Source organism: Acinetobacter sp. PFS20 (genome assembly GCF_052261015.1).
In the GTDB taxonomy this organism is placed as follows: Bacteria; Pseudomonadota; Gammaproteobacteria; order Pseudomonadales; family Moraxellaceae; genus Acinetobacter.
The window spans coordinates 2,478,041-2,496,598 of record NZ_JBPVZE010000001.1 but is presented as its reverse complement, the minus strand read 5'-3'; the positions used below and the strand labels follow the sequence as shown (position 1 = coordinate 2,496,598).

Genomic DNA, 18,558 nt, shown 5'->3' with positions numbered 1-18,558 from the left:
ATTCTAATAGGTTTTTATAATTTATTTCTAAAAAACATAAATAATATTAAGCCGCTAAAAATAGCAACTTAATATCTAAAACTATAATTTATTGTTTAGCAACATTCCCTATTCGCCATTGATACGGAGGTAATGTGCCGTTTACACTAAAATCACCGACAATTCGATTTTTAAATACTCTTGGGTTATGCGAAGATAAAGTTCGTACATTACGCCAGTATCGATCTAAGCCTAAATCTTTATCTGTTGCGGAAGCACCTAAAGCGTCAAATAAAATCGTAGAAGCATTTAAAATTAGATCTGTAATGACCGTTTGAGACTGCGCACTTTCAAGTTCGGCAAGCGCATTTTGCTCCTCTTCTAGCTTCTCATTATTTTGAAATGCAGCTAAGTAAGCACGTTGTAAGCTTTGTGCGACTTTTTCAACAATCGCCCCTGCACTGTAAGCCGCGCCACGAATTTGGCCTACTACTTGTAAAATTTGCGGATCCTGTTTTACAAATTGAGCATTCGCATGCGTATAGTTTCGGGTACGTTTAGCAACAGCTTGAGAAACATCATAGGTTGCAGCACGTCCTAGACCCGTAATAATTGCCAATTGAACAAGTTGATAGTAAGCCGCTGAATATTTAAAACGGTCATCATCAGGTAAAATTTCAGCTTCATCGACCAATACATCATGGAAATATGCCGTACCACTTGCAGTGAGCTGCTGTCCAAAGCCATTCCAGTCATCGACAATTTCAACACCCTCATCTTCGCGGCGAACAACAACTGAGCCAGACTCTCCTTTTAAATCTGTTACCCCAACATCAACCCAGTCCGCATATAAACTCCCTGTGGTGTAGTATTTTTTGCCTTTAACGCGAATTTTTCCGTCACTGTCTCGATACAAATGTGTTTCGAACTGATCGATTGATTCTTTACCGCCTTCAGACCACGCACTACCCACTGTTTCTCCATTGGCAATTCGGTTAAGCCAACGCTCCCGAAAAGCTTTGTCTTTACTTACCAAGACATCTTCTGTGAAACCAAAATGTACACGCAAAGCTTGCGGTAAATTTGAATCTGCCTCTGCAAGTTCAATGAGTAATGCAAATAATTCAGGAATGGTTGCATCAAAGCCACCATGGGTTTTAGGAAGTCGTAAACGTGTAAAGCCAACATCTTTGAGCCACTGAAGTTGTTCATAAGGCAAAATATGCTGTTGCTCACGGATTAAAGCCCCTTCTTTAATACGGGCAAAAGTCGGTCTGAAATTTTTTGCCAATTCATCATAACGTTCTGAAGGGCCTTCACCCCATACGCGAGAAATAATTGAGGCCTGACTAAGTGCTGCATGCGTTAGTGAACCGAGATGATGCTCAAAATTTAAATTTGTCATGTAAGTAAAACCAATATTGCTTTGCTTTTACCATAAAATATTTATTTCACATGAAAACGATTATTTTTTTATAACAGTATTCAAACTTTATATAACGCACAACAAAAGCCTGCCAACGCTAAGCGATCTCTTTCTTGTTAAGACTATGCTGACTTTGCAATAAGGTTTGCATATATTCTGAATAGACAGATAGTTTTTCGAAAATATGCTCTGAATAAAACATATCATCAATTAAATGAGTCATTTGATGCGTCGTGAAGGTGTCACACAGTCCCACCAGCTCTGCATTCATCTGAGCAAATTGTGCACATAGCTGTACATAGGTTTCATCTTTATTTTTGAATAATAATTTCCGCATTTCTAAGCTATTAAAGTTTTTTAAGTCCTTATCTTTTGTGGTTTTAATCCAATAAATTTTGACCTTTAAAAATTGCTCAAGAGCTTCTAAATACTCGACATCTACATCTAAACTCGTAATTAAAAAAACTGTAGAAAGGTCACTTCGACACAGTGCTTTGATTAAGCTTAAATAAATAAACTCAACTTCATTAAGCTCTGCAAGTTCCAAATCAATATAAATTTTTAGACTTTCTAAAACTTCATCTACTTTAAAGAACACTTTCTTCTCAGCTTGGTAATATTTATTAAGAATAGAAAGTACAGGTGCAGTCGCAGGTGTCGTATAAATGGCAGGCTTGTTTAGGTTTGCAAAAATAAAAGGTGAAAATAGGTAGGCCACGCTACTTTGCTGTGGCTCAATATGAGATTGAATTAAATAAACAGTTTCAGCTTTGGAAAAGTCTCTGAGTACTTTCGCTCTTAATAAAGTAGCTTCAAAATTAACGTAAGTCTGCTCTAACTGAGCCAATATAGAAATAGGAATAGGCTGATTTTTAATAATTTTATGCAGGACATTGAGTTGAGAGGTAATAAACATTTTTTAACATCCAAGCTATTTTAGAAGAGCTACACTTAAATCAGGTCTTTAATAACCTACGTAACAACCAGACCTCACGCAAAACAACAAAGGAATAAAAGAGAAGAAACTATTCTGCGCCTATTATCCAAAGTCGCATTCACTTTGTTTTGGAAAGTGATTTTGGCCATTCGTAAATCTTGTTCATTTATTTTGAACTTTTGAAGAATGGATACATAGCTACAGATATTTGAAAAAAAACTATAGCACACCTCACGAATGCTTCAGACTGTTATAGTTTTATAAAAAATTTCTGTATCTACATATACAAAAATAGTAAGTGCATGATTAAGGAAACTTCTTAAGGTAGGTAGTTTTCATGAGACGATCTATTGCATATCGCCAGATATTTCATCAATGTTTCAATGCAACATGCATTTTTACAAATGCAACATCAAGCATAAACTTTGTTAACAGATTGAGAACAATCAATCAGTCTATTCTCTTGAAATATCAAGCAATTATATTGCTTAACCCTGTTGGCATTTTACTTGCTAAGAACATTTCTCACAGATGCAAGTTTAATCGCCAAAATACTTTGTTGCCTGAAAATAAGTATTTAACTCATTTAACCATCATCAGCTAGTTCACAGGGGGAAAGTTTATGAGCCTCGGTCTAACCGCTCTAGAATTAGCGCGAATACAATTTGCTTTTACAGTATCCTTCCATATTATTTTTCCGGCCACTTCCATTGGTCTTGCCTGCTTTTTAGCAGTGTTAGAATGGAAATGGTTAAGAACCCAAAACCCGATTTATAAAGATCTATTTAAATACTGGATTAAGATCTTTGCTGTTGCCTTTGGTATGGGTGTGGTCTCGGGCGTGGTCATGAGTTACCAGTTCGGTACTAACTGGAGTGAATTTTCACGTGTTGCCGGAAGTATTACTGGTCCTCTACTTACCTATGAAGTCTTGAGTGCCTTCTTCTTAGAAGCAGGTTTCTTAGGCATTATGTTATTTGGTTGGGGACGTGTTGGTCCTCGGGCCCATTTCTTCGCAACACTTATGGTTGCCATCGGAACATGTATTTCCATGTTCTGGATTTTATCTTCGAATAGCTGGATGCAGACACCTCAAGGCTTTGCGATCGAAAATGGCATTATTGTGCCAAAAGACTGGTTTGCAATTGTCTTTAACCCATCCTTCCCTTACCGCTTTGCCCACATGGGTGCAGCCGCCTTCTTGGTTTCATCATTATTGGTCGTTGGAACATCTGCATGGCATTTAGTAAAAGGCCGTCGTGATGAATTGGTGAAAAAATCGTTTTCGATGGGTCTCTGGATGGTGCTTGTGACTTCATGTTTGCAAGTAGTGATTGGTGATAACCACGGTTTAAACACACGTGAACATCAGCCTGCCAAACTTGCGGCAATGGAAGGCCACTGGGAAACCAATCACAATGAGCCGATGCCATTATTGCTATTTGCAATTCCAGATATGAAAGAAGAACGTAACCATTTTGAAGTGGGTGTTCCTTATTTGGGTAGCTTAATTTTAACGCATAGCTTAGATGGCCAAGTGACAGGCTTAAAAGATTTCGCACCTGAAGATCGTCCAAATTCAACGATTGTTTTCTGGAGCTTCCGTGTGATGGTGGGTCTTGGTGTACTCATGGTCACTCTTTCTTTAATAGCACTTTGGTTACGTAAGCGTGGAAAACTCTATGAAACTTCGTGGTTCCATAAATTTGCATTGGTGATGGGACCATCTGGTTATGTCGCTATGCTTGCAGGTTGGGTAACTACTGAGGTTGGCCGTCAGCCGTGGGTTGTATACGGCATTATGAGAACTAAAGATGGACTTTCACATACGGTTTCCGCAGATCAGGTCGGACTGAGCCTGTTTATTTTTGTGGTGGTCTATACCATCGTTTTTGGTAGCGGCATCTACTACACCTTAAAACTAATAAACAAAGGCCCATCATTTATTGATACACCAAATGTTGAAACTGGTGGCGTAGGACACTTTAAAACACCAATGCGTCCACTTAGTGCAGTCGATGAAAATATTGACAGCAAACAAAACTCTGGGGAGAACCGTCATGATTGATCTTTCTTTAATATGGGTCGGTATTATCGGTTTAGGTGTCATGATTTATGTGGTCATGGATGGCTTCGACTTAGGAATCGGGATTATGTTCCCATTCATTAAGGACAGCCAAGAACGTGACGTGATGATGAATACCGTGGCCCCTGTCTGGGATGGTAACGAAACTTGGATGGTTCTCGGTGGTGCTGGTCTATATGCAGCATTTCCACTGGTCTATTCAACAGTTTTATCAGCACTATATTTACCGATCATTTTCATGGTGATTGCCCTGATTTTCCGTGGCGTGGCGTTTGAATTCCGCTTTAAAGCTCATCGCACCAAACACCTTTGGGACTTGGCTTTTATTTGGGGTTCAGTTTTAACCAGCTTCCTACAAGGGATTATTCTGGGTGCCTATATCCAAGGAATTAAAACCGAAAATGGTATTTATGCTGGTGGTCCATTTGACTGGTTATCTCCATTTACGATCTTTACAGGTATTGGCGTAGTTGCGATGTATGCAACTTTGGGTTGTGGTTGGCTTATTTTAAAAACTGAAAAAGGCTTACAGCAACGTATGTATGAGCTTATGCCAAAACTGATTATTGCACTACTGATCATTTTTGGTGGCGTAAGTTTATATACGCCGTTGACTCATCCTGAAATTGCAGATCGCTGGTTCTCTTTACCAAATCTGTTCTATTTTAGCCCTGTACCTATTTTAGTCTTATTATTTGTTGGCCTGATTTTATCAGCATGTAAAAAGCAGGATCATGACCTTAAACCATTTGCATATACATTGGCGCTTGTTTTCCTTGCATTTACTGGTTTTGTGATTAGTTTATGGCCCTATATTATTCCGCCATCAGTGACCATTTGGCAGGCAGCAGCGCCTCATTCAAGCCAGATGTTTGCTTTGGTCGGTGCGTTAATTCTGATTCCAATTATTATTGCTTATACAATTGTGTCTTATTGGGTATTCCGTGACAAAGTGCGTGTAGGTGATGAAGGTTATCATTAAGTATGGAGGGTTTTATGAAAAAGTCATCAGTCAAACTCAATCAAACTCAATGGTTTATCTTGTTATGGCTTGGCGGTTTTTTAGCCTTAGCTGTGATTGCGGGTTTGTTTAAAGTCATATTGATTTATGCTGCCCCTTACTTAAAGTAAATCTATGGTTCTAAACAAATGCCGTTTGTAGATTCTGCAAACGGCATTTATTATTGATTAAGTGCATCTTTCATTTTGTTATTTCGTGCAGCTCATACATGTATAAATCAGAACAACTCGCTCATAGCATTCGCCAACTCATTGAAAGTGGCACTTTAAGTGCGCATGAAAAATTACCTTCATTAAGAGATCAGGTACAACGCTCTGGCTTTAGTTTAATGACCGTAATGAATGCTTATCAGGAGCTTGAATCACAAGGTCTGATCTATTCAAAAGAAAAATCTGGGTACTTTGTTGCCGAGCAAATTGCACTTAAGCCACTCGAGCAATATTCAGTTGTTTCACTGAACTCTAAAATTGAAATTAACTCATTAGTTTTTAAATATCTTAAATCGATTCAACATGAGTCTGTCGTACCTTTTGGCTCAGCTTTTCCTGATAGTCAACTTCTAACAGCCCCCAAACTTATTCAAATTATGGGACAGCTTGCGCGCCAAAGACAAAGTTATGACCAGACCACAAGCCTACCGCCAGGCAATTTAGCGTTAAGGAAACTGATTGCTCAGCGCTACTGTATGCAAGGCATACAAACTGAACCAGATGACATTGTCATTACATCTGGAGGTTTAGATGCGCTTAACCTTTCCCTACAAGCTGTTGCTCAACCCGGCGATTATATTTTATTACAGCAAACCGTGTTTTATGGCGCTTGGCAAGCTGCCGAACGTTTAGGGCTTAAAGTGATTACCATTCCTGAACATCCACAACACGGGTTTGACCTAGAGGCTTTTGAACAGGTCATTCAAACATATCCAATCAAGGTGTGTTGGCTCATGCTGAATGCCCATAATCCGATTGGTTTTACCGTCAGTGATGACATTAAATATAAAATTGCCAAGTTGCTTCACGAACACCAAATTTATTTGATTGAAGATGATGTCTATGAAGAGCTTTTTTATGGCGGCCAAAAACCACTTTCAATGAAGTATTTTGATCAACAAAATCTGGTGCTGCACTGCTCTTCTTTTTCTAAAACATTAGGTGCAGGCTTTCGAGTCGGTTGGGTCTATGCAGGTAAATTTTCAGACCATATTCAACACTTACAGCTCATGAGTACCATTTCAGTCAATGCACTCATTCAAAATGCGCTGGTTGAGTTTTTATCTCATCATCATTATGAGAAGCACTTGCGTACACTTAGACTTTCGCTTGAGCGTTATAAAAAGCAGTTTTATCACTATTTAAAGCAGCATTTACCTAGCTCTTGCGAAGTGTATTACTACCCAAGTGGCTATTTTCTATGGGTCAAACTTCCTAGCACGCTAGACAGTATGCAAGTTTATGAAGAGTTGATTCAGCAAGATATTGGCGTTGCACCAAGTCCTCTGTTTAGTGTTTTACCCGCACAGCAGCATTATTTGAGAATCAATTGTTCTTTTGAATGGAATATTAAAATTCAAAATGCATTAGATCAAGTGATTAAAACCATTCAACAAAGAGTTGAAGCAAATCCTTAAAAGAGATGCTTCGACCTAAGCACAATTTGATAGTCTTTATTTTGTGGTAACTTTATAACTCAAATCTATAGTTTTTAGGGAAACAGGTTCAAAGGCTTAATATGGAAATTGATGAAGAACTCACCCTGAAAAAAATACAGATTTTTTTAGCTTTTATGCGCTGTGGAAATTTGTCTAAAACAGCCACAGAAATGCAGCTGAGTAATGTCAGTGTTCATAAAGCACTGCACTCTTTAGAAAGCGCTTTACGTTGCCCTCTTTTTAAAAATGAAGGCCGTAACCTGATTCCTTTAAAAAGTGCTTATGTATTTGAAGAACGAGCGCAAAAAATCGTACAAGACATTTTTATCACTGTAAATAAAACCAGAGAAGCTGCTGGCTTTGCAGCCAAGGTTTTACATTTAGGATCTCTTTATTCTTTGACTGTAAACACAATTCCAAATGTGATTAGCGGTCTTAAGCTCAGACGTAGTGAGCTCGATATTCAACTATTACTCAGTTCAAATCAGGATTTGGTGAAAAAGCTGAAAGCGACAGAGCTTGATGCCATTATCGTTGCTTTAAATGAAACCACTCAAGACGATGACTTTGAAATTTTACCAATGTTTTCAGACGACATTTTTTTGGCCGTCAATAAAGATTCAAAATATGCCGAGTTTAAAGATATTGATTTAAGCATTTTAAAAGAAGAGACGTTTCTCACTTTAACCAAAGGATTTGCGACCCATCACGATAGCGACATCATTTTTAAAAAGGCGGGTTTTTCACCTAAAGTTGCTTTGCAAGTAAATGATATTTTTACTCTCATTAGTATGGTCAGCTCAGGCGTAGGCTTTGCACTATTACCCGGTCGTATTTCTGCGGTTTATGAAAGTTCGGTAAAACTCATTCCACTGAAACAGCAATATCATATGCAACAAGAAATTGGTTTGGTCTTTTTAAAAAGTAAGGAACGAGATCCTAATTTACTTGCTCTGATTGCTGAATGTCGTATGTTTGCATCCAATTTTAAAAGATAAATATCGGCAACCTATTACAAATTAATAAGTTGCCGTTAGACACTTTACAAAGACTTATCCAAAAATCGCATTAACCGTTAAGAAAAAGACAGATGGTCCAAGTAAGCAGCCGAGACCTGTATAAAAGGTTGCAACCAAAGCTCCATAAGGTACCAATCGTACATCAGTGCCAGCTAGCCCAGCAGCCGTACCGCTCGTTGTTCCGGCTAAGCCGCCAAATACCATGGCTGAACGTGGACTTTTTAGGTACATGAATTTCGCAAGTAATGGCGTACCGACCATAAAAAAGACTGACTTGATTAATCCAATTGCAATAGAAAGTGCGATCACATCAGAGCTCGCGCCAATTGCAGTTCCTGTAATCGGACCAACAATATAAGTCATGGCACCAGCACCAATGGTTGTCATCGAGATTGGATCTCGATAACCCATGACCCATGCGACCAAAACCCCAATTGCAAAAGGCACAACGCAACCAAGAATTAAGGCAATTAGACCAATTTTACCTGCTTTCTTCACCTCTTTCACATCAACTTCAAACGCAGTTGAAGCAATAGCTAAATCTCGAATCATTGCGCCACCCAACATCGCAAAACCAGAGAAAATAGCGATATCAGAAATGCCTTTAGTTCCTTGCGTATAAACTCCTGCAAAATATGCAACGACCAAACCTAGGGTGATCGCAATTGCAGAGCTTTGCAGTTTTCCTTTCGTCAAATATTTTGACAATAAATGAGAAACGAACATCATTAAACCAGTTACTGCGAGTGCAGTGACGAATGCATTTTTAGATAAAACAGCAATTATAGCGTCCATCATTTAAATCCTTTTTGATTGACTTTTTTATAGTTTATGAGTGCTTAAGCTACTTTTTGCTTTGTTTCTATCGTCCATTCATATGTTTCATAATCGCCACTAATTCTATTTAAATAGCGGATGACTAGAACAGTACCAATCAATGAAGCAATAGAAACGATCAGACCTAACATGCCACCCGATAAAGCCGCTACTACGTTTTGTCCAGCAGACATCGCTACAACAATCGGAATATACATTCCTGACCAGTACAAAACTCCAAATTGGGTAACTTGTGGTAAGTAACCTTTTCGCGCAAGCAATTCTTTAGTCAAAATCAATAGAATCATTGAAATAGCTACGCCACCAACATTTGCTTTTACGCCCAATAACATTCCTAGCGTATTACCAAAATAATCGCCTAATAAATGACAAATCGCTAATATTGCCGTTCCATAAATAATCATTGTAAATCCCTCATATCCTTGAGTTATTACTCAATTTTTAATTTGTATTGCAATTACAAAGAAGCATTATTTCCGTTTTGCATTGCCAACTGAATGCTGTCTAAACGTGTTCCTTGAAATGACAATACAGTTCCATCTTTAAATGTTCGACGTGCAAGTGTAGTAAGTACCGTTCCCGGTAAAGCTTCTATCTGCAACCTCACACCTCGTTCCCATGCAGCTTGGATGGTACTTTCCCAATCTACAGTTCGACTCATATTAAAAGCCAAGTCATCACCAATCTGTTCTGGCTTGCCAAGTGTACGAGCCGTTGTACCACTTAAATAACGTATTTTAGGCTGCTTTAAAGTGACTCCCTCCATAGATGCTGCAAGTTGCTTTGCTTGCTGACTTAATAACTCACAGTGCGATGGCACCGATACATCTAATTTTTTTGCTACCACTCCCTGCTGCTTTGCCAAAACAGCAACTTGGTTCATGGCTTCAAAACTTCCTGAAATAACGATTTGGTTATGTGCATTAATATTTGCGACAAACACCTCTGGCGTTAGTTCATAAATTTGTTTGACCCATGTTTCGACAACTGAACGATCTGTACCAATCAGGGCCGTCATGCCATATCCAGTGGGGTAAGCGTTTTGCATGAGTTCACCTCGATAGGCAACTAAACGAACAGCATCTTCATAGTTTAGAACTCCTGCTACAACCGCAGCCGACCATGCGCCAATTGATAAACCTGCTACATAATCAGGTGTTAAGTTTTCAGCAGTTAATAAAGCTGAACTCACCACTCCTGAAATAAGTAAGCAAAGCTGTACTGCACGTGTAGATTGCAATGCAGCCGAACTATCTAGCACCAAGACATCTTCTTTGAGTGCATCCGATGCACGCTCAAGGTATTCTTTAACCAGAGCGTTTTTAGGTAAGTCGTGCAGCATATTGCTTCGTTGCGCACCTTGTCCCGGATATACCCAAATTGAAGCCATGATATCTATTCCCTAATTCCATGGGTTTTCTACTAAAACCGCACCATCTGCACGTTTTAATAGAACTTTTCCGCTATTCCTAGTCCATTCTTTTAAAGCCAAACCACCTTGTGGAAGTTGTAGCTGTATATCCACATTCAGCCCTGCTTTCTGAAAAGTTTCGAGTAGCTCAATCGCCTGCTTTTTTTCAAAAGGCTGTTCAGCTCGAATTAACAAATCTATATCACTTTGCTGGGTAACTGTTTTAACGCCAGTTGCCAGCTCAAACCCGAAACTTCCTGTATATCCCCAACATCCTGAAAAGTTTTTCATAATGCTGGAAATGGTCTGTAAACGTTCTGCCAAGTGTTCAAACTGCTTTGTATCAACGTGAGTCAGTGCTTCTGGCTTAAGTTGTCTACTAATAGCAGATCTTGGCATTTGCCCTGCATATCGCTGATGACGAAATTGTCCTCTAACACCCACAGCGACTTGATCTACAGAAGTGATTGCTCGTCGAACCACAACAGGATCACCTCGCTGTAATACCTCTTTCACCCAAAGCGGAGCATCTTCAGCCAAAAAATCGACCGTCATGCCCCATAGCAAATCATGGGCTTCGAGCTCAAGTTTCATGACCATTGCTCACGCAATAATTCACGGACCCTTTTAGACATTTGACGGTTTTGGCCGTGAAGTCTTTGTTCCAATCCTCTGGATTGATCAGCATTAATTTCTTTAAATGCTTGAGCAATTGTCTGCTTCGCTAACAAAAGATCATCGTTTGTCGGTTGTTCAGGGTTTTCAACAGATAACAGTTCAGATAACAAACCAAGCGTTGCATAACTTTCAATGTCATAAGCCATTGGCGGAATGCTTGAGGCCAATTGCTCTAACTCATCAACCGATCGTAAAGTAACGCGTGCAGCAGATTCCTTACCCATTGCATGCACCATAACACCTGAATCTTTTAAGGCAATAATACGATTGGCTTGGTATCCATGCGCCAAGAAAGCACCAGACATCGACTTACCAACCAATAAACTGACAATAGGATGGCCTGCCAATCTGGCTCTTGCATAGCTGTCTACCGCACCCGCTAAAGCTTGATGAATACCTAATAATTCTTCACGGCGCCCATAGGCCTGACTTGGCACATCAACCACACATAAAATAGCGCGTTTAGTTTCCGAATGAACATCAGCGTGAATCACTTCATCAACTGCTTTTGCTAAACTCCAGCCTTCCAAGAGTCCAACTTCACCTTGTTTTGCCCGAGGGAACAGATTATTGCTGTCTTGGACAACGGCAATCACACGTACCTCTTGCTGGTCAATCTGACCATCAGCTACCCAAACCGAAGCTGGAAAACCTTCAACTGCCTTAAAGCCTTGCGTGAGTGCTTTAAACCAATGTGCACCACGAGTAGATGCTTTTAATGTATCGACGGCGATATTCATGCTTGCTCTCCTTGATACAAAGCTTGAACTTGTGCTGGGGTAATCTGCTCACCAGTATCAACTTGTTGTAGCTTTTCTAAATAAAATGAGTAATTTGAACTACGATGCTGCTGAGGCACGCCTTGAGTTAAATAATCGATGACTTGCTGACGAATTTTCTGGCGATCATCGTCTACATAAGCATCTGCCAAACCACTAGCGAAGCGCTGATTACCACCCGTAATACCCCATATAAATGGACGATCTTTGGCGTTATATTCTTGTACACCAGCTTCTTGTTCAATCACCTGTGGGCCATTTAGTCCTAAACGTCCTTCTTGTGTCATTACAATATAGCTACATAGTCCAGCTGCAATTGACATACCACCAAAGCACCCTACACTGCCTGCGACCACAGCAATGACGGGTTGATACTGCCGTAAGTTCACAATTGCAGCCTGTATTTCAGCAATTGCAGCCAAACCTAAATTTGCTTCTTGTAAGCGAACGCCGCCCGTCTCTAACAATAAAATTGCCGCTGTTGGAATGCCTTTAAGATTGTCTTCAACCGCAAGCTCTAAGGCACCCGCAATTTTGGCACCACCCACCTCGCCTAAACTGCCACCTTGAAATAAGCCTTCAATTGAAATTAAAACCACTGGGCGTTCTTGAATAGTTCCCTTTGCAATCACTACACCATCATCGGCTTGCGGCACAATATTCTGTTTAACGAGCCAAGGCGACATAACACGGGCAAATGGGTCGAGTAATTCTCGAAAAGACCCTTCATCTAATAATGCTTTGGCACGCTCTCTTGCACTCAGCTCAATAAAATCTTTTTTATTTAATAAGCTCTCGATATCAGTCATGAGCAATCTCCTCTAATGCTTGTTCCAAACGTAAGCGAACAACACCGGGGGTTGCACCAAAGTCATGAATATCAATATTGACAGCAGGTGGTATTTGCGCAGTAAAAATTCGTTCAAAAAGATTGTGCCAACGTGCTGCACTGCCATCTACAGAGGTAACGACATGAATAGAGGCTTTGCCTGTTTCACCAGGTTCCATCAAAATTTCTAAATCGCCCGAGCCGACACACCCTACCAATGCTTTTTTTACCGGTGGCTCTGTCGCCACAAATTCAAAATGAAGTGTTTCCATCATCAAAATCCCTCTTTATTTTTTAAAGATGACTGCTGAGCACGATCTATAAACAATGTTGCTGCCAACAAATCTGCGGCACCACCAGCGGAGGCTTTCATCCGAAGTAGATCAATCTCTAAAAGATGCAAAGCGCGGCGACCTTCTAAGCTTGAACTACCGCCCAAATCCAGTACCTGTTGAGCACCTTGTTGCATACGCTTTAAACCCGATGTTCCCGAGCGATAAAGCACACAGGTATCGGTCAAATCAGTCATCATCGCAAGTAAGGCATCTAAACGAGCGAACTCTTCTTTCATGGGTTTACTACGGCTTTGATAAAGCTGCTTTAAACCAAAGTTCACAACGGTTGGAAAACCTTGCTGAGCTTGTTCTTTGGCGCCTAAGATACCTAATTTCTTCTGTACCTGCTGACCATGACTTAAAGCTTGCTTTGGAATAAAGCAATCTTCAAGCTGAGCAATCTGACCTGCTAACTGGCATAGCTCAACAGCCGATAAATATTGTTGATTGCTACGTGCCAATGACGCCGCCGTCACCATTAAACCCAAGGCCCAAATTGCACCGCGGTGTGTGTTAACACCATCTGTTGCCGACATCATGGTGTTTTCACCTTGGCGACCAATTTCACCAATGTCTTCGCGCAAGGCTAAACAAACTTCACCATGGTGCATGGCTGCTTGAGCCATTTCCTCAAACATGGGCCCTAAACTTTTCGCAGAGCGCTCCATTAATTCCAAAGTCAGGTCATTGTGTGCACCACTACCACGACGGTCGACTAAGGCTGGCTTAGGAGTCAGATTAACTTCATCAATCAAAGCCCCGACCGCTAAACTTGCCAAAAGCTGACTATTGCTGAGCGTTTGATATTGAACTTGTGCCATCATTACCAACTCCTGAATTTTGCAGGGGGTTGATATAAGCCATCTGACCATGTCACCAAGTCGGCAATATTTTTTGCAGCTAAAAGCTCACGGGTGGCATCGGTACGGCGAATACCTAAATCCTCAGGGAAAACCACCAAACCCTCGCGTCTTAAGCGCGCTGTCGTTTTAGGGTCTTGACTTAAACCGATACTGGTCACGCCTGCCACTGCAGCAATCATGGCTTGGCGCTCTTCTTGGCTGCTTGCTTTATATAGATAAGCAATGCCTTCTTCGGTCAGTAAATGGGTTACATCATCGCCATAAATCATGATTGGCGCTAAAGGCAAACCTGCAGTTTTAGCCACATCAATCGCATCAAGGCGATCTACAAAAGTTGGCTTACCACCCTCTTGGAAGGTTTCCACCATTTGAACAACTAACTTTTTACCACGTGCCAAATAAGTTTCGGTTTCATTGGCACCTTGCAAACGCATATCTAACCATGCAGGTGTATCGTGACGACGTCCACGTGGATCATGCCCCATATTTGGTGCACCACCAAAACCAGCTAAACGACCTTTGGTGACAGTCGAAGAATGGCCCATGCCATCAACTTGCAAAGTTGCGCCAATAAACAAATCAACGGCGTACTGACCTGCAAGCTGACACATCATACGGTTGGAACGTAAAGCGCCATCACGACCTGTAAAGAACACGTCGGGACGAGCTGCAACATATTTTTCCATGCCGAGTTCAGTACCAAAACAATGCACGCTTTCAACCCAACCTGTTTCAATCGCTGGAATTAGGGTTGGATGTGGATTCAATGTCCAGTTTCGGCAAATTTTTCCTTTTAAACCCAAAGACTCACCATAGGTTGGTAAAATCAGTTCAATTGCTGCGGTGTTAAAACCAATACCATGGTTTAACGATTGCACATTATGCTTCTCATAAATTCCGCGAATTGCCATCATCGCCATGAGTATGTGCACTGGCTTGATATGTTTCGGGTCACGAGTAAATAACGGTTCGATATAAAAAGGCTGGTCTGCTACAACCACATAATCCACCCAAGAAGCAGGGATATCGACACGTGGTAACTCTGAGACGTCATCGACCAGTTTATTCACCTGAACAATCACAATACCGTCGCTAAAAGCCGCAGGTTCAATAAGTGCAGGAGAATCTTCGGTACTTGGGCCTGTATAGATATTTCCTTGACGGTCTGCCATAAAACCCGCCGAAAGCACTACATTTGGAATAAGGTCAACCACCAAACGTGAATACAACTCAATATAGGTATGAATCGCACCAATCTCTAGCAACCCATCTTCAACTAACTGGCTAATACGCAAACTTTGTGGGCCAGCAAAAGAAAAATCGAGTTTACGCGCAATACCTTTTTCAAATAGATCAAGATGTTCCGAACGCCCAACGCTTGGCATAATCATATGTAAATCATGCAAAATATCTGGATTGGTTTGAGCTAAAGAGCGCGATAAAAAATCTGCCTGCTTTTGGTTATTCCCTTCGAGTACAACTCTGTCACTCGGTGTAATCAGGGTTTCTAAAACTTTAATAATGTCTTGAGTTGGAATCACCACACCATCGGTATATTGGTTTGCCATCTCTAGTTTTAGTTGTTTGGCATGACGCCGCTTTGTCCATAACCGTTCTTTATTCTGAACTGAGCCTTCCATGTGTTTACCTATAGATCGCAGTTTTGTTCTGAATCTATAAAAACGCTTTATGGGATTTCGATCAATCAACCTAGATGAACAGTCATTAACTTCAGGTTAACGATTAATTTTATATTCGATGAATTTCTTCAAAAAACCAATCTAGACAGATTTTGACTTTGGGTAAATTTGCGTATTGTGGTCGGTACACCAAATAATAAGAAAAGGGCGATGAGAAGTGAATTTGAGGAAATAAACGTATCAAACGCCCGGTTTGTATATCTTTTTGCACCATAACACTACGCGCTAATGCAACACCATGTCCTTCCATTGCAGCCTGTAAAACTGCAGATGAACTGTTGATTTGCATACCACGGCTAATATTAATATCTTCTAACCCGACACTTTTTAGCCAAGATTGCCACCCTGGAAATTGTTGATGTTTTTCCATAGAAAGATCATGAATTAAAGTGATATTTTTCAGATCATTCGGCGTTAAGAGCGATGAATGTTCATTTAAGAATGCTGGTGAACACACGGGATAAACCTCTTCATCCATGAGTTTAATAGCTTCTAGCCCTTGCCATTGTCCTTGACCATATCTGACACCCACATCAACTTTTTGTTCTAAAAAATCTACGGTTTTTAAGTTAATGTCTAAACGAATATCAATATCTGGATATTGTTTTTGAAAATGGTCAATTCTTGGTAATAGCCATTTTTCAGCAAATGCTGGACTTGCCGCAATATTAAGCACACCTGATAGAGAATCTTGCTTTAATTTTTCCAAAGCCAAAGTCAGCTTATCAAAACCCGCCCGAATATCCGGTAAAACCGATTCAGCCAGTTCAGTAGCGACCAGTCGATTTTTACCGTTAGTTTGCCGATGAAACAACGGAAAACCTAACCAATCTTCAAGTGTACGTACCAATTGCCCCACCGCAGCAGGTGTCACATTCAACTCTTTTGCCGCAGCAGAAAAACTTTTATGTCGGGCACTTGCCTCAAAAGCACGAAGTGCATTCAAATAAACTGGTGAATTCATAACACTAAAGATTTTCTTTATTGAAGAAGCAGATTATCTCATTTGTGATTAAAAAATACTATTTCTAAAATAAACCTATATTGATTGAAATACCTCAGATTCACGAGTCAATCAATTTATTTTATTTAATCTTAAGGATATACACATGAGTAGATTTTCTTTAAAAGTTGCTATTGTTACTGGTGGCGGTTCTGGTATTGGTAAAGAAGTCGCAATTCGCTTGGTTCAAGAAGGTGCCAATGTTGTGATTGGTGGTCGCGATGAAAATAAATTGCAAAAAGCTGCCCATGAAATAGATCCAACAGGTGCAAAAGTTCGCTACTTTGCTGGTGATATAGCCGAACCCGAAACTGCAAAAAACTTAGTAAAAGTAGCATCTGAAGCATTTAGCGGTGTTGATATTCTTATCAATAATGCAGGTGTATTTAACCCAAAATCTTTCCTTGATATTACTGAAATAGAATACGACTGGTTTTTAGATACCATTTTGAAAGGCAAGTTTTTTATGGCGCAAGCTGCTGCTAAAGCCATGCAACAACGTGGAGGCGGAGCAATTGTACAAACAGGTTCGCTTTGGGCATTGCAAGCTGTAAAAGCAACCCCTTCTTCTGCTTACTCAGCAGCAAATGCAGGAGTACATGCACTCACTCATAACTTAGCCATTGAATTGGCCGAATCAAATATCCGCATTAATACCGTTGCACCGGGTGTAGTGGAAACACCTGTTTACAACACGTTTATGAGTGAAGATCAGGTTAAAGAAGCTTTACCGACTTTTAACTCATTCCATCCATTAGGCCGTAACGGTCAACCTGCTGACATTGCCGAAGCGATTTTATTCCTTGCATCATCTAATGCCTCATGGATTACAGGAACTATTCTTCCTGTAGATGGTGGTGTGATGGCTGGTCACTAATTTGCAGTTAGTGATCAATCCCACTTATTTGGAGTATTTAATATGCAGAACTGGAATAGTTATCGAGACTCGTTGCTTCAATATGTCGCAAAATTTGCAAAACTAGCACCAGACACCATGCGTGGTTTAAGTGCGATGGAAGCAGGAACGAGTAAAATTGGTCAGCTTGATGCAAAAACCCATGAGCTTATTGCACTTGCCGTTGCAGTGACCACACGTTGTGATGGTTGCATCTCTATACATAGCAAAAAGGCAATTGAAGCAGGTGCAACCAAAGAACAAATTGCCGAAGCTCTTTCTGTCGCTATTTCTTTAAATGCAGGTGCAGCACTCACATATTCTGCACGTGTGTTAGAAGCAGTAGAAAATTTAGCAGAGCATTAATTTTACTTGCTAATTCATTCTATTTATTTTGTTATTGAATAAAGAGAATTTAGTTTACGAGGAAAGTATTCATGTTGATCCATGCCGATTTTTCACAGGCTGTGATTGTCAAACCTGAAGACTATCATTGGGTGAAATCTCCCCGTGGGGAAGTTGATCGTGTCATGCTTGATCGTGTGGGCGATGAAATAGCTCGTGCGACCAGTTTGGTGAAATATGCGCCCCAAACTATCTTTCCTGAACATCGACATCATCATGGTGAAGAAATCCTCGTACTTTCAGGCGTATTTACTGAAAATCAAAATCAGCACTACCCCGCTGGATGGTATTTACGGAGTCCACATCAGTCGGTACATCAACCGTCGAGCGAAGAAGGTGCATTGATTTTTGTCAAACTTATGCAAATTCCTACGTCAGAAACGCAAACCTTACGGATCAATACCAACGATCCAACACAATGGCAAGAAATAGATTCGCGTTTAATTTGCACATTGGTTGATGCAAGTTATGAGCACACCTATTTAGAAAAACTCAAGCCGCAGCAACTTTTTACTGAAAAAGCTGAGGGTGGAATCGAAATTTTGATTACCCAAGGTCAGATGGCCGATAAAGAAATGGTTTATGACGCTGGAACATGGATACGCCTACCTCCGAAAACACATGCCCATTTTCAAGCGGGTTTGTCTGGCGCTTCTATTTATGTAAAAACCGGACACCTAGCCTCAGCTATTGCTGAATATAATTAA

20 protein-coding genes are annotated in these 18,558 nt (G+C 40.4%); 8 read left to right on the top strand and 12 right to left on the bottom strand.

Going from position 1 to position 18,558, the window contains the following annotated elements; translation table 11 throughout:
- Positions 1–88: 88 nt before the first annotated feature.
- Positions 89–1,384, bottom strand: a complete 1,296-nt coding sequence (locus ACS125_RS11770; protein ID WP_443272294.1) for an acyl-CoA dehydrogenase family protein — start codon at positions 1,382–1,384, stop codon at positions 89–91.
- Positions 1,385–1,502: 118 nt separating this feature from the next.
- Positions 1,503–2,321: a hypothetical protein gene (locus tag ACS125_RS11765; RefSeq protein WP_443272292.1), complete on the bottom strand. Its 819-nt coding sequence runs from the start codon at positions 2,319–2,321 to the stop codon at positions 1,503–1,505.
- A gap of 643 nt (positions 2,322–2,964) precedes the next feature.
- Between ACS125_RS11765 and ACS125_RS11760 the strand changes: the two genes are divergently transcribed.
- The 5 genes from ACS125_RS11760 (at position 2,965) to ACS125_RS11740 (ending at position 8,095) form a co-directional block, all read left to right on the top strand.
- Positions 2,965–4,410, top strand: a complete 1,446-nt coding sequence (locus ACS125_RS11760; RefSeq protein WP_004792953.1) for a cytochrome ubiquinol oxidase subunit I — start codon at positions 2,965–2,967, stop codon at positions 4,408–4,410.
- Positions 4,403–5,410, top strand: coding sequence for a cytochrome d ubiquinol oxidase subunit II (gene cydB, locus ACS125_RS11755; RefSeq protein WP_312823767.1), 1,008 nt, complete (start codon positions 4,403–4,405; stop codon positions 5,408–5,410). Before ACS125_RS11760 ends, cydB begins: the two co-directional genes overlap by 8 nt.
- 14 nt (positions 5,411–5,424) lie before the next feature.
- Positions 5,425–5,559 (top strand): hypothetical protein, encoded by a 135-nt coding sequence (locus ACS125_RS11750; protein ID WP_000749813.1) that lies wholly within the window; start codon positions 5,425–5,427, stop codon positions 5,557–5,559.
- Between the two features lie 98 nt (positions 5,560–5,657).
- Positions 5,658–7,076 (top strand): aminotransferase-like domain-containing protein, encoded by a 1,419-nt coding sequence (locus ACS125_RS11745; protein ID WP_443272288.1) that lies wholly within the window; start codon positions 5,658–5,660, stop codon positions 7,074–7,076.
- Positions 7,077–7,177: 101 nt separating this feature from the next.
- Positions 7,178–8,095 carry a LysR family transcriptional regulator gene (locus ACS125_RS11740; protein WP_004792959.1) on the top strand — a complete coding sequence of 306 codons (918 nt, stop codon included), beginning with the start codon at positions 7,178–7,180 and terminating at the stop codon, positions 8,093–8,095.
- 54 nt (positions 8,096–8,149) lie between these two features.
- On the opposite strand, the gene madM is transcribed toward ACS125_RS11740, so the two are convergent.
- The 10 genes from madM to gcvA form a co-directional block, all read right to left on the bottom strand.
- The gene (gene madM, locus ACS125_RS11735) at positions 8,150–8,911 is read right to left on the bottom strand and encodes a malonate transporter subunit MadM (protein WP_174758492.1); all 762 of its coding nucleotides are present in this window, start codon (positions 8,909–8,911) and stop codon (positions 8,150–8,152) included.
- 44 nt (positions 8,912–8,955) lie between these two features.
- Positions 8,956–9,357 (bottom strand): malonate transporter subunit MadL, encoded by a 402-nt coding sequence (madL, locus tag ACS125_RS11730; protein WP_004702262.1) that lies wholly within the window; start codon positions 9,355–9,357, stop codon positions 8,956–8,958.
- Between the two features lie 53 nt (positions 9,358–9,410).
- Positions 9,411–10,343 (bottom strand): malonate decarboxylase subunit epsilon, encoded by a 933-nt coding sequence (mdcH, locus tag ACS125_RS11725; protein ID WP_443272285.1) that lies wholly within the window; start codon positions 10,341–10,343, stop codon positions 9,411–9,413.
- A gap of 12 nt (positions 10,344–10,355) precedes the next feature.
- The gene (locus tag ACS125_RS11720; protein WP_443272283.1) at positions 10,356–10,964 is read right to left on the bottom strand and encodes a malonate decarboxylase holo-ACP synthase; all 609 of its coding nucleotides are present in this window, start codon (positions 10,962–10,964) and stop codon (positions 10,356–10,358) included.
- Complete coding sequence (gene mdcE / locus ACS125_RS11715; protein ID WP_443272281.1) at positions 10,955–11,782, bottom strand: biotin-independent malonate decarboxylase subunit gamma; 828 nt, start codon at positions 11,780–11,782, stop codon at positions 10,955–10,957. The genes ACS125_RS11720 and mdcE overlap by 10 nt, the downstream gene beginning before the upstream one ends.
- Positions 11,779–12,630, bottom strand: coding sequence for a biotin-independent malonate decarboxylase subunit beta (locus tag ACS125_RS11710; RefSeq protein WP_443272279.1), 852 nt, complete (start codon positions 12,628–12,630; stop codon positions 11,779–11,781). The genes mdcE and ACS125_RS11710 overlap by 4 nt, the downstream gene beginning before the upstream one ends.
- Positions 12,623–12,922, bottom strand: a complete 300-nt coding sequence (locus ACS125_RS11705) for a malonate decarboxylase subunit delta (protein WP_000448955.1) — start codon at positions 12,920–12,922, stop codon at positions 12,623–12,625. The genes ACS125_RS11710 and ACS125_RS11705 overlap by 8 nt, the downstream gene beginning before the upstream one ends.
- A gap of 2 nt (positions 12,923–12,924) precedes the next feature.
- Entirely contained in the window at positions 12,925–13,809 is an 885-nt protein-coding gene (locus ACS125_RS11700; protein ID WP_443272277.1) for a triphosphoribosyl-dephospho-CoA synthase, read from the bottom strand.
- A complete protein-coding gene (gene mdcA, locus ACS125_RS11695; protein ID WP_443272275.1) occupies positions 13,809–15,488 on the bottom strand; it encodes a malonate decarboxylase subunit alpha in 1,680 nt (559 codons plus the stop codon). Before mdcA ends, ACS125_RS11700 begins: the two co-directional genes overlap by 1 nt.
- Positions 15,489–15,597: 109 nt before the next feature.
- A complete protein-coding gene (gcvA, locus tag ACS125_RS11690) occupies positions 15,598–16,512 on the bottom strand; it encodes a transcriptional regulator GcvA (RefSeq protein WP_443272273.1) in 915 nt (304 codons plus the stop codon).
- 145 nt (positions 16,513–16,657) lie between these two features.
- Here gcvA and ACS125_RS11685 point away from each other — a divergent pair, with 145 nt between their 5' ends.
- The 3 genes from ACS125_RS11685 (at position 16,658) to ACS125_RS11675 (ending at position 18,558) form a co-directional block, all read left to right on the top strand.
- Positions 16,658–17,428 (top strand): SDR family NAD(P)-dependent oxidoreductase, encoded by a 771-nt coding sequence (locus ACS125_RS11685; protein ID WP_443272270.1) that lies wholly within the window; start codon positions 16,658–16,660, stop codon positions 17,426–17,428.
- A gap of 42 nt (positions 17,429–17,470) precedes the next feature.
- Complete coding sequence (locus tag ACS125_RS11680) at positions 17,471–17,812, top strand: carboxymuconolactone decarboxylase family protein (RefSeq protein WP_005069801.1); 342 nt, start codon at positions 17,471–17,473, stop codon at positions 17,810–17,812.
- 71 nt (positions 17,813–17,883) lie between these two features.
- Positions 17,884–18,558 carry a cupin domain-containing protein gene (locus ACS125_RS11675; protein ID WP_443272267.1) on the top strand — a complete coding sequence of 225 codons (675 nt, stop codon included), beginning with the start codon at positions 17,884–17,886 and terminating at the stop codon, positions 18,556–18,558.

Coding starts and splice junctions, on each gene's coding strand:
- ACS125_RS11770 (WP_443272294.1), bottom strand. CDS start 1,384: ATGACAAATTTAAATTTTGAGCATCATCTCGGTTCACTAACGCATGCA.
- ACS125_RS11765 (WP_443272292.1), bottom strand. CDS start 2,321: ATGTTTATTACCTCTCAACTCAATGTCCTGCATAAAATTATTAAAAAT.
- ACS125_RS11760 (WP_004792953.1), top strand. CDS start 2,965: ATGAGCCTCGGTCTAACCGCTCTAGAATTAGCGCGAATACAATTTGCT.
- cydB (WP_312823767.1), top strand. CDS start 4,403: ATGATTGATCTTTCTTTAATATGGGTCGGTATTATCGGTTTAGGTGTC.
- ACS125_RS11750 (WP_000749813.1), top strand. CDS start 5,425: ATGAAAAAGTCATCAGTCAAACTCAATCAAACTCAATGGTTTATCTTG.
- ACS125_RS11745 (WP_443272288.1), top strand. CDS start 5,658: ATGTATAAATCAGAACAACTCGCTCATAGCATTCGCCAACTCATTGAA.
- ACS125_RS11740 (WP_004792959.1), top strand. CDS start 7,178: ATGGAAATTGATGAAGAACTCACCCTGAAAAAAATACAGATTTTTTTA.
- madM (WP_174758492.1), bottom strand. CDS start 8,911: ATGGACGCTATAATTGCTGTTTTATCTAAAAATGCATTCGTCACTGCA.
- madL (WP_004702262.1), bottom strand. CDS start 9,357: ATGATTATTTATGGAACGGCAATATTAGCGATTTGTCATTTATTAGGC.
- mdcH (WP_443272285.1), bottom strand. CDS start 10,343: ATGGCTTCAATTTGGGTATATCCGGGACAAGGTGCGCAACGAAGCAAT.
- ACS125_RS11720 (WP_443272283.1), bottom strand. CDS start 10,964: ATGGTCATGAAACTTGAGCTCGAAGCCCATGATTTGCTATGGGGCATG.
- mdcE (WP_443272281.1), bottom strand. CDS start 11,782: ATGAATATCGCCGTCGATACATTAAAAGCATCTACTCGTGGTGCACAT.
- ACS125_RS11710 (WP_443272279.1), bottom strand. CDS start 12,630: ATGACTGATATCGAGAGCTTATTAAATAAAAAAGATTTTATTGAGCTG.
- ACS125_RS11705 (WP_000448955.1), bottom strand. CDS start 12,922: ATGGAAACACTTCATTTTGAATTTGTGGCGACAGAGCCACCGGTAAAA.
- ACS125_RS11700 (WP_443272277.1), bottom strand. CDS start 13,809: ATGATGGCACAAGTTCAATATCAAACGCTCAGCAATAGTCAGCTTTTG.
- mdcA (WP_443272275.1), bottom strand. CDS start 15,488: ATGGAAGGCTCAGTTCAGAATAAAGAACGGTTATGGACAAAGCGGCGT.
- gcvA (WP_443272273.1), bottom strand. CDS start 16,512: ATGAATTCACCAGTTTATTTGAATGCACTTCGTGCTTTTGAGGCAAGT.
- ACS125_RS11685 (WP_443272270.1), top strand. CDS start 16,658: ATGAGTAGATTTTCTTTAAAAGTTGCTATTGTTACTGGTGGCGGTTCT.
- ACS125_RS11680 (WP_005069801.1), top strand. CDS start 17,471: ATGCAGAACTGGAATAGTTATCGAGACTCGTTGCTTCAATATGTCGCA.
- ACS125_RS11675 (WP_443272267.1), top strand. CDS start 17,884: ATGTTGATCCATGCCGATTTTTCACAGGCTGTGATTGTCAAACCTGAA.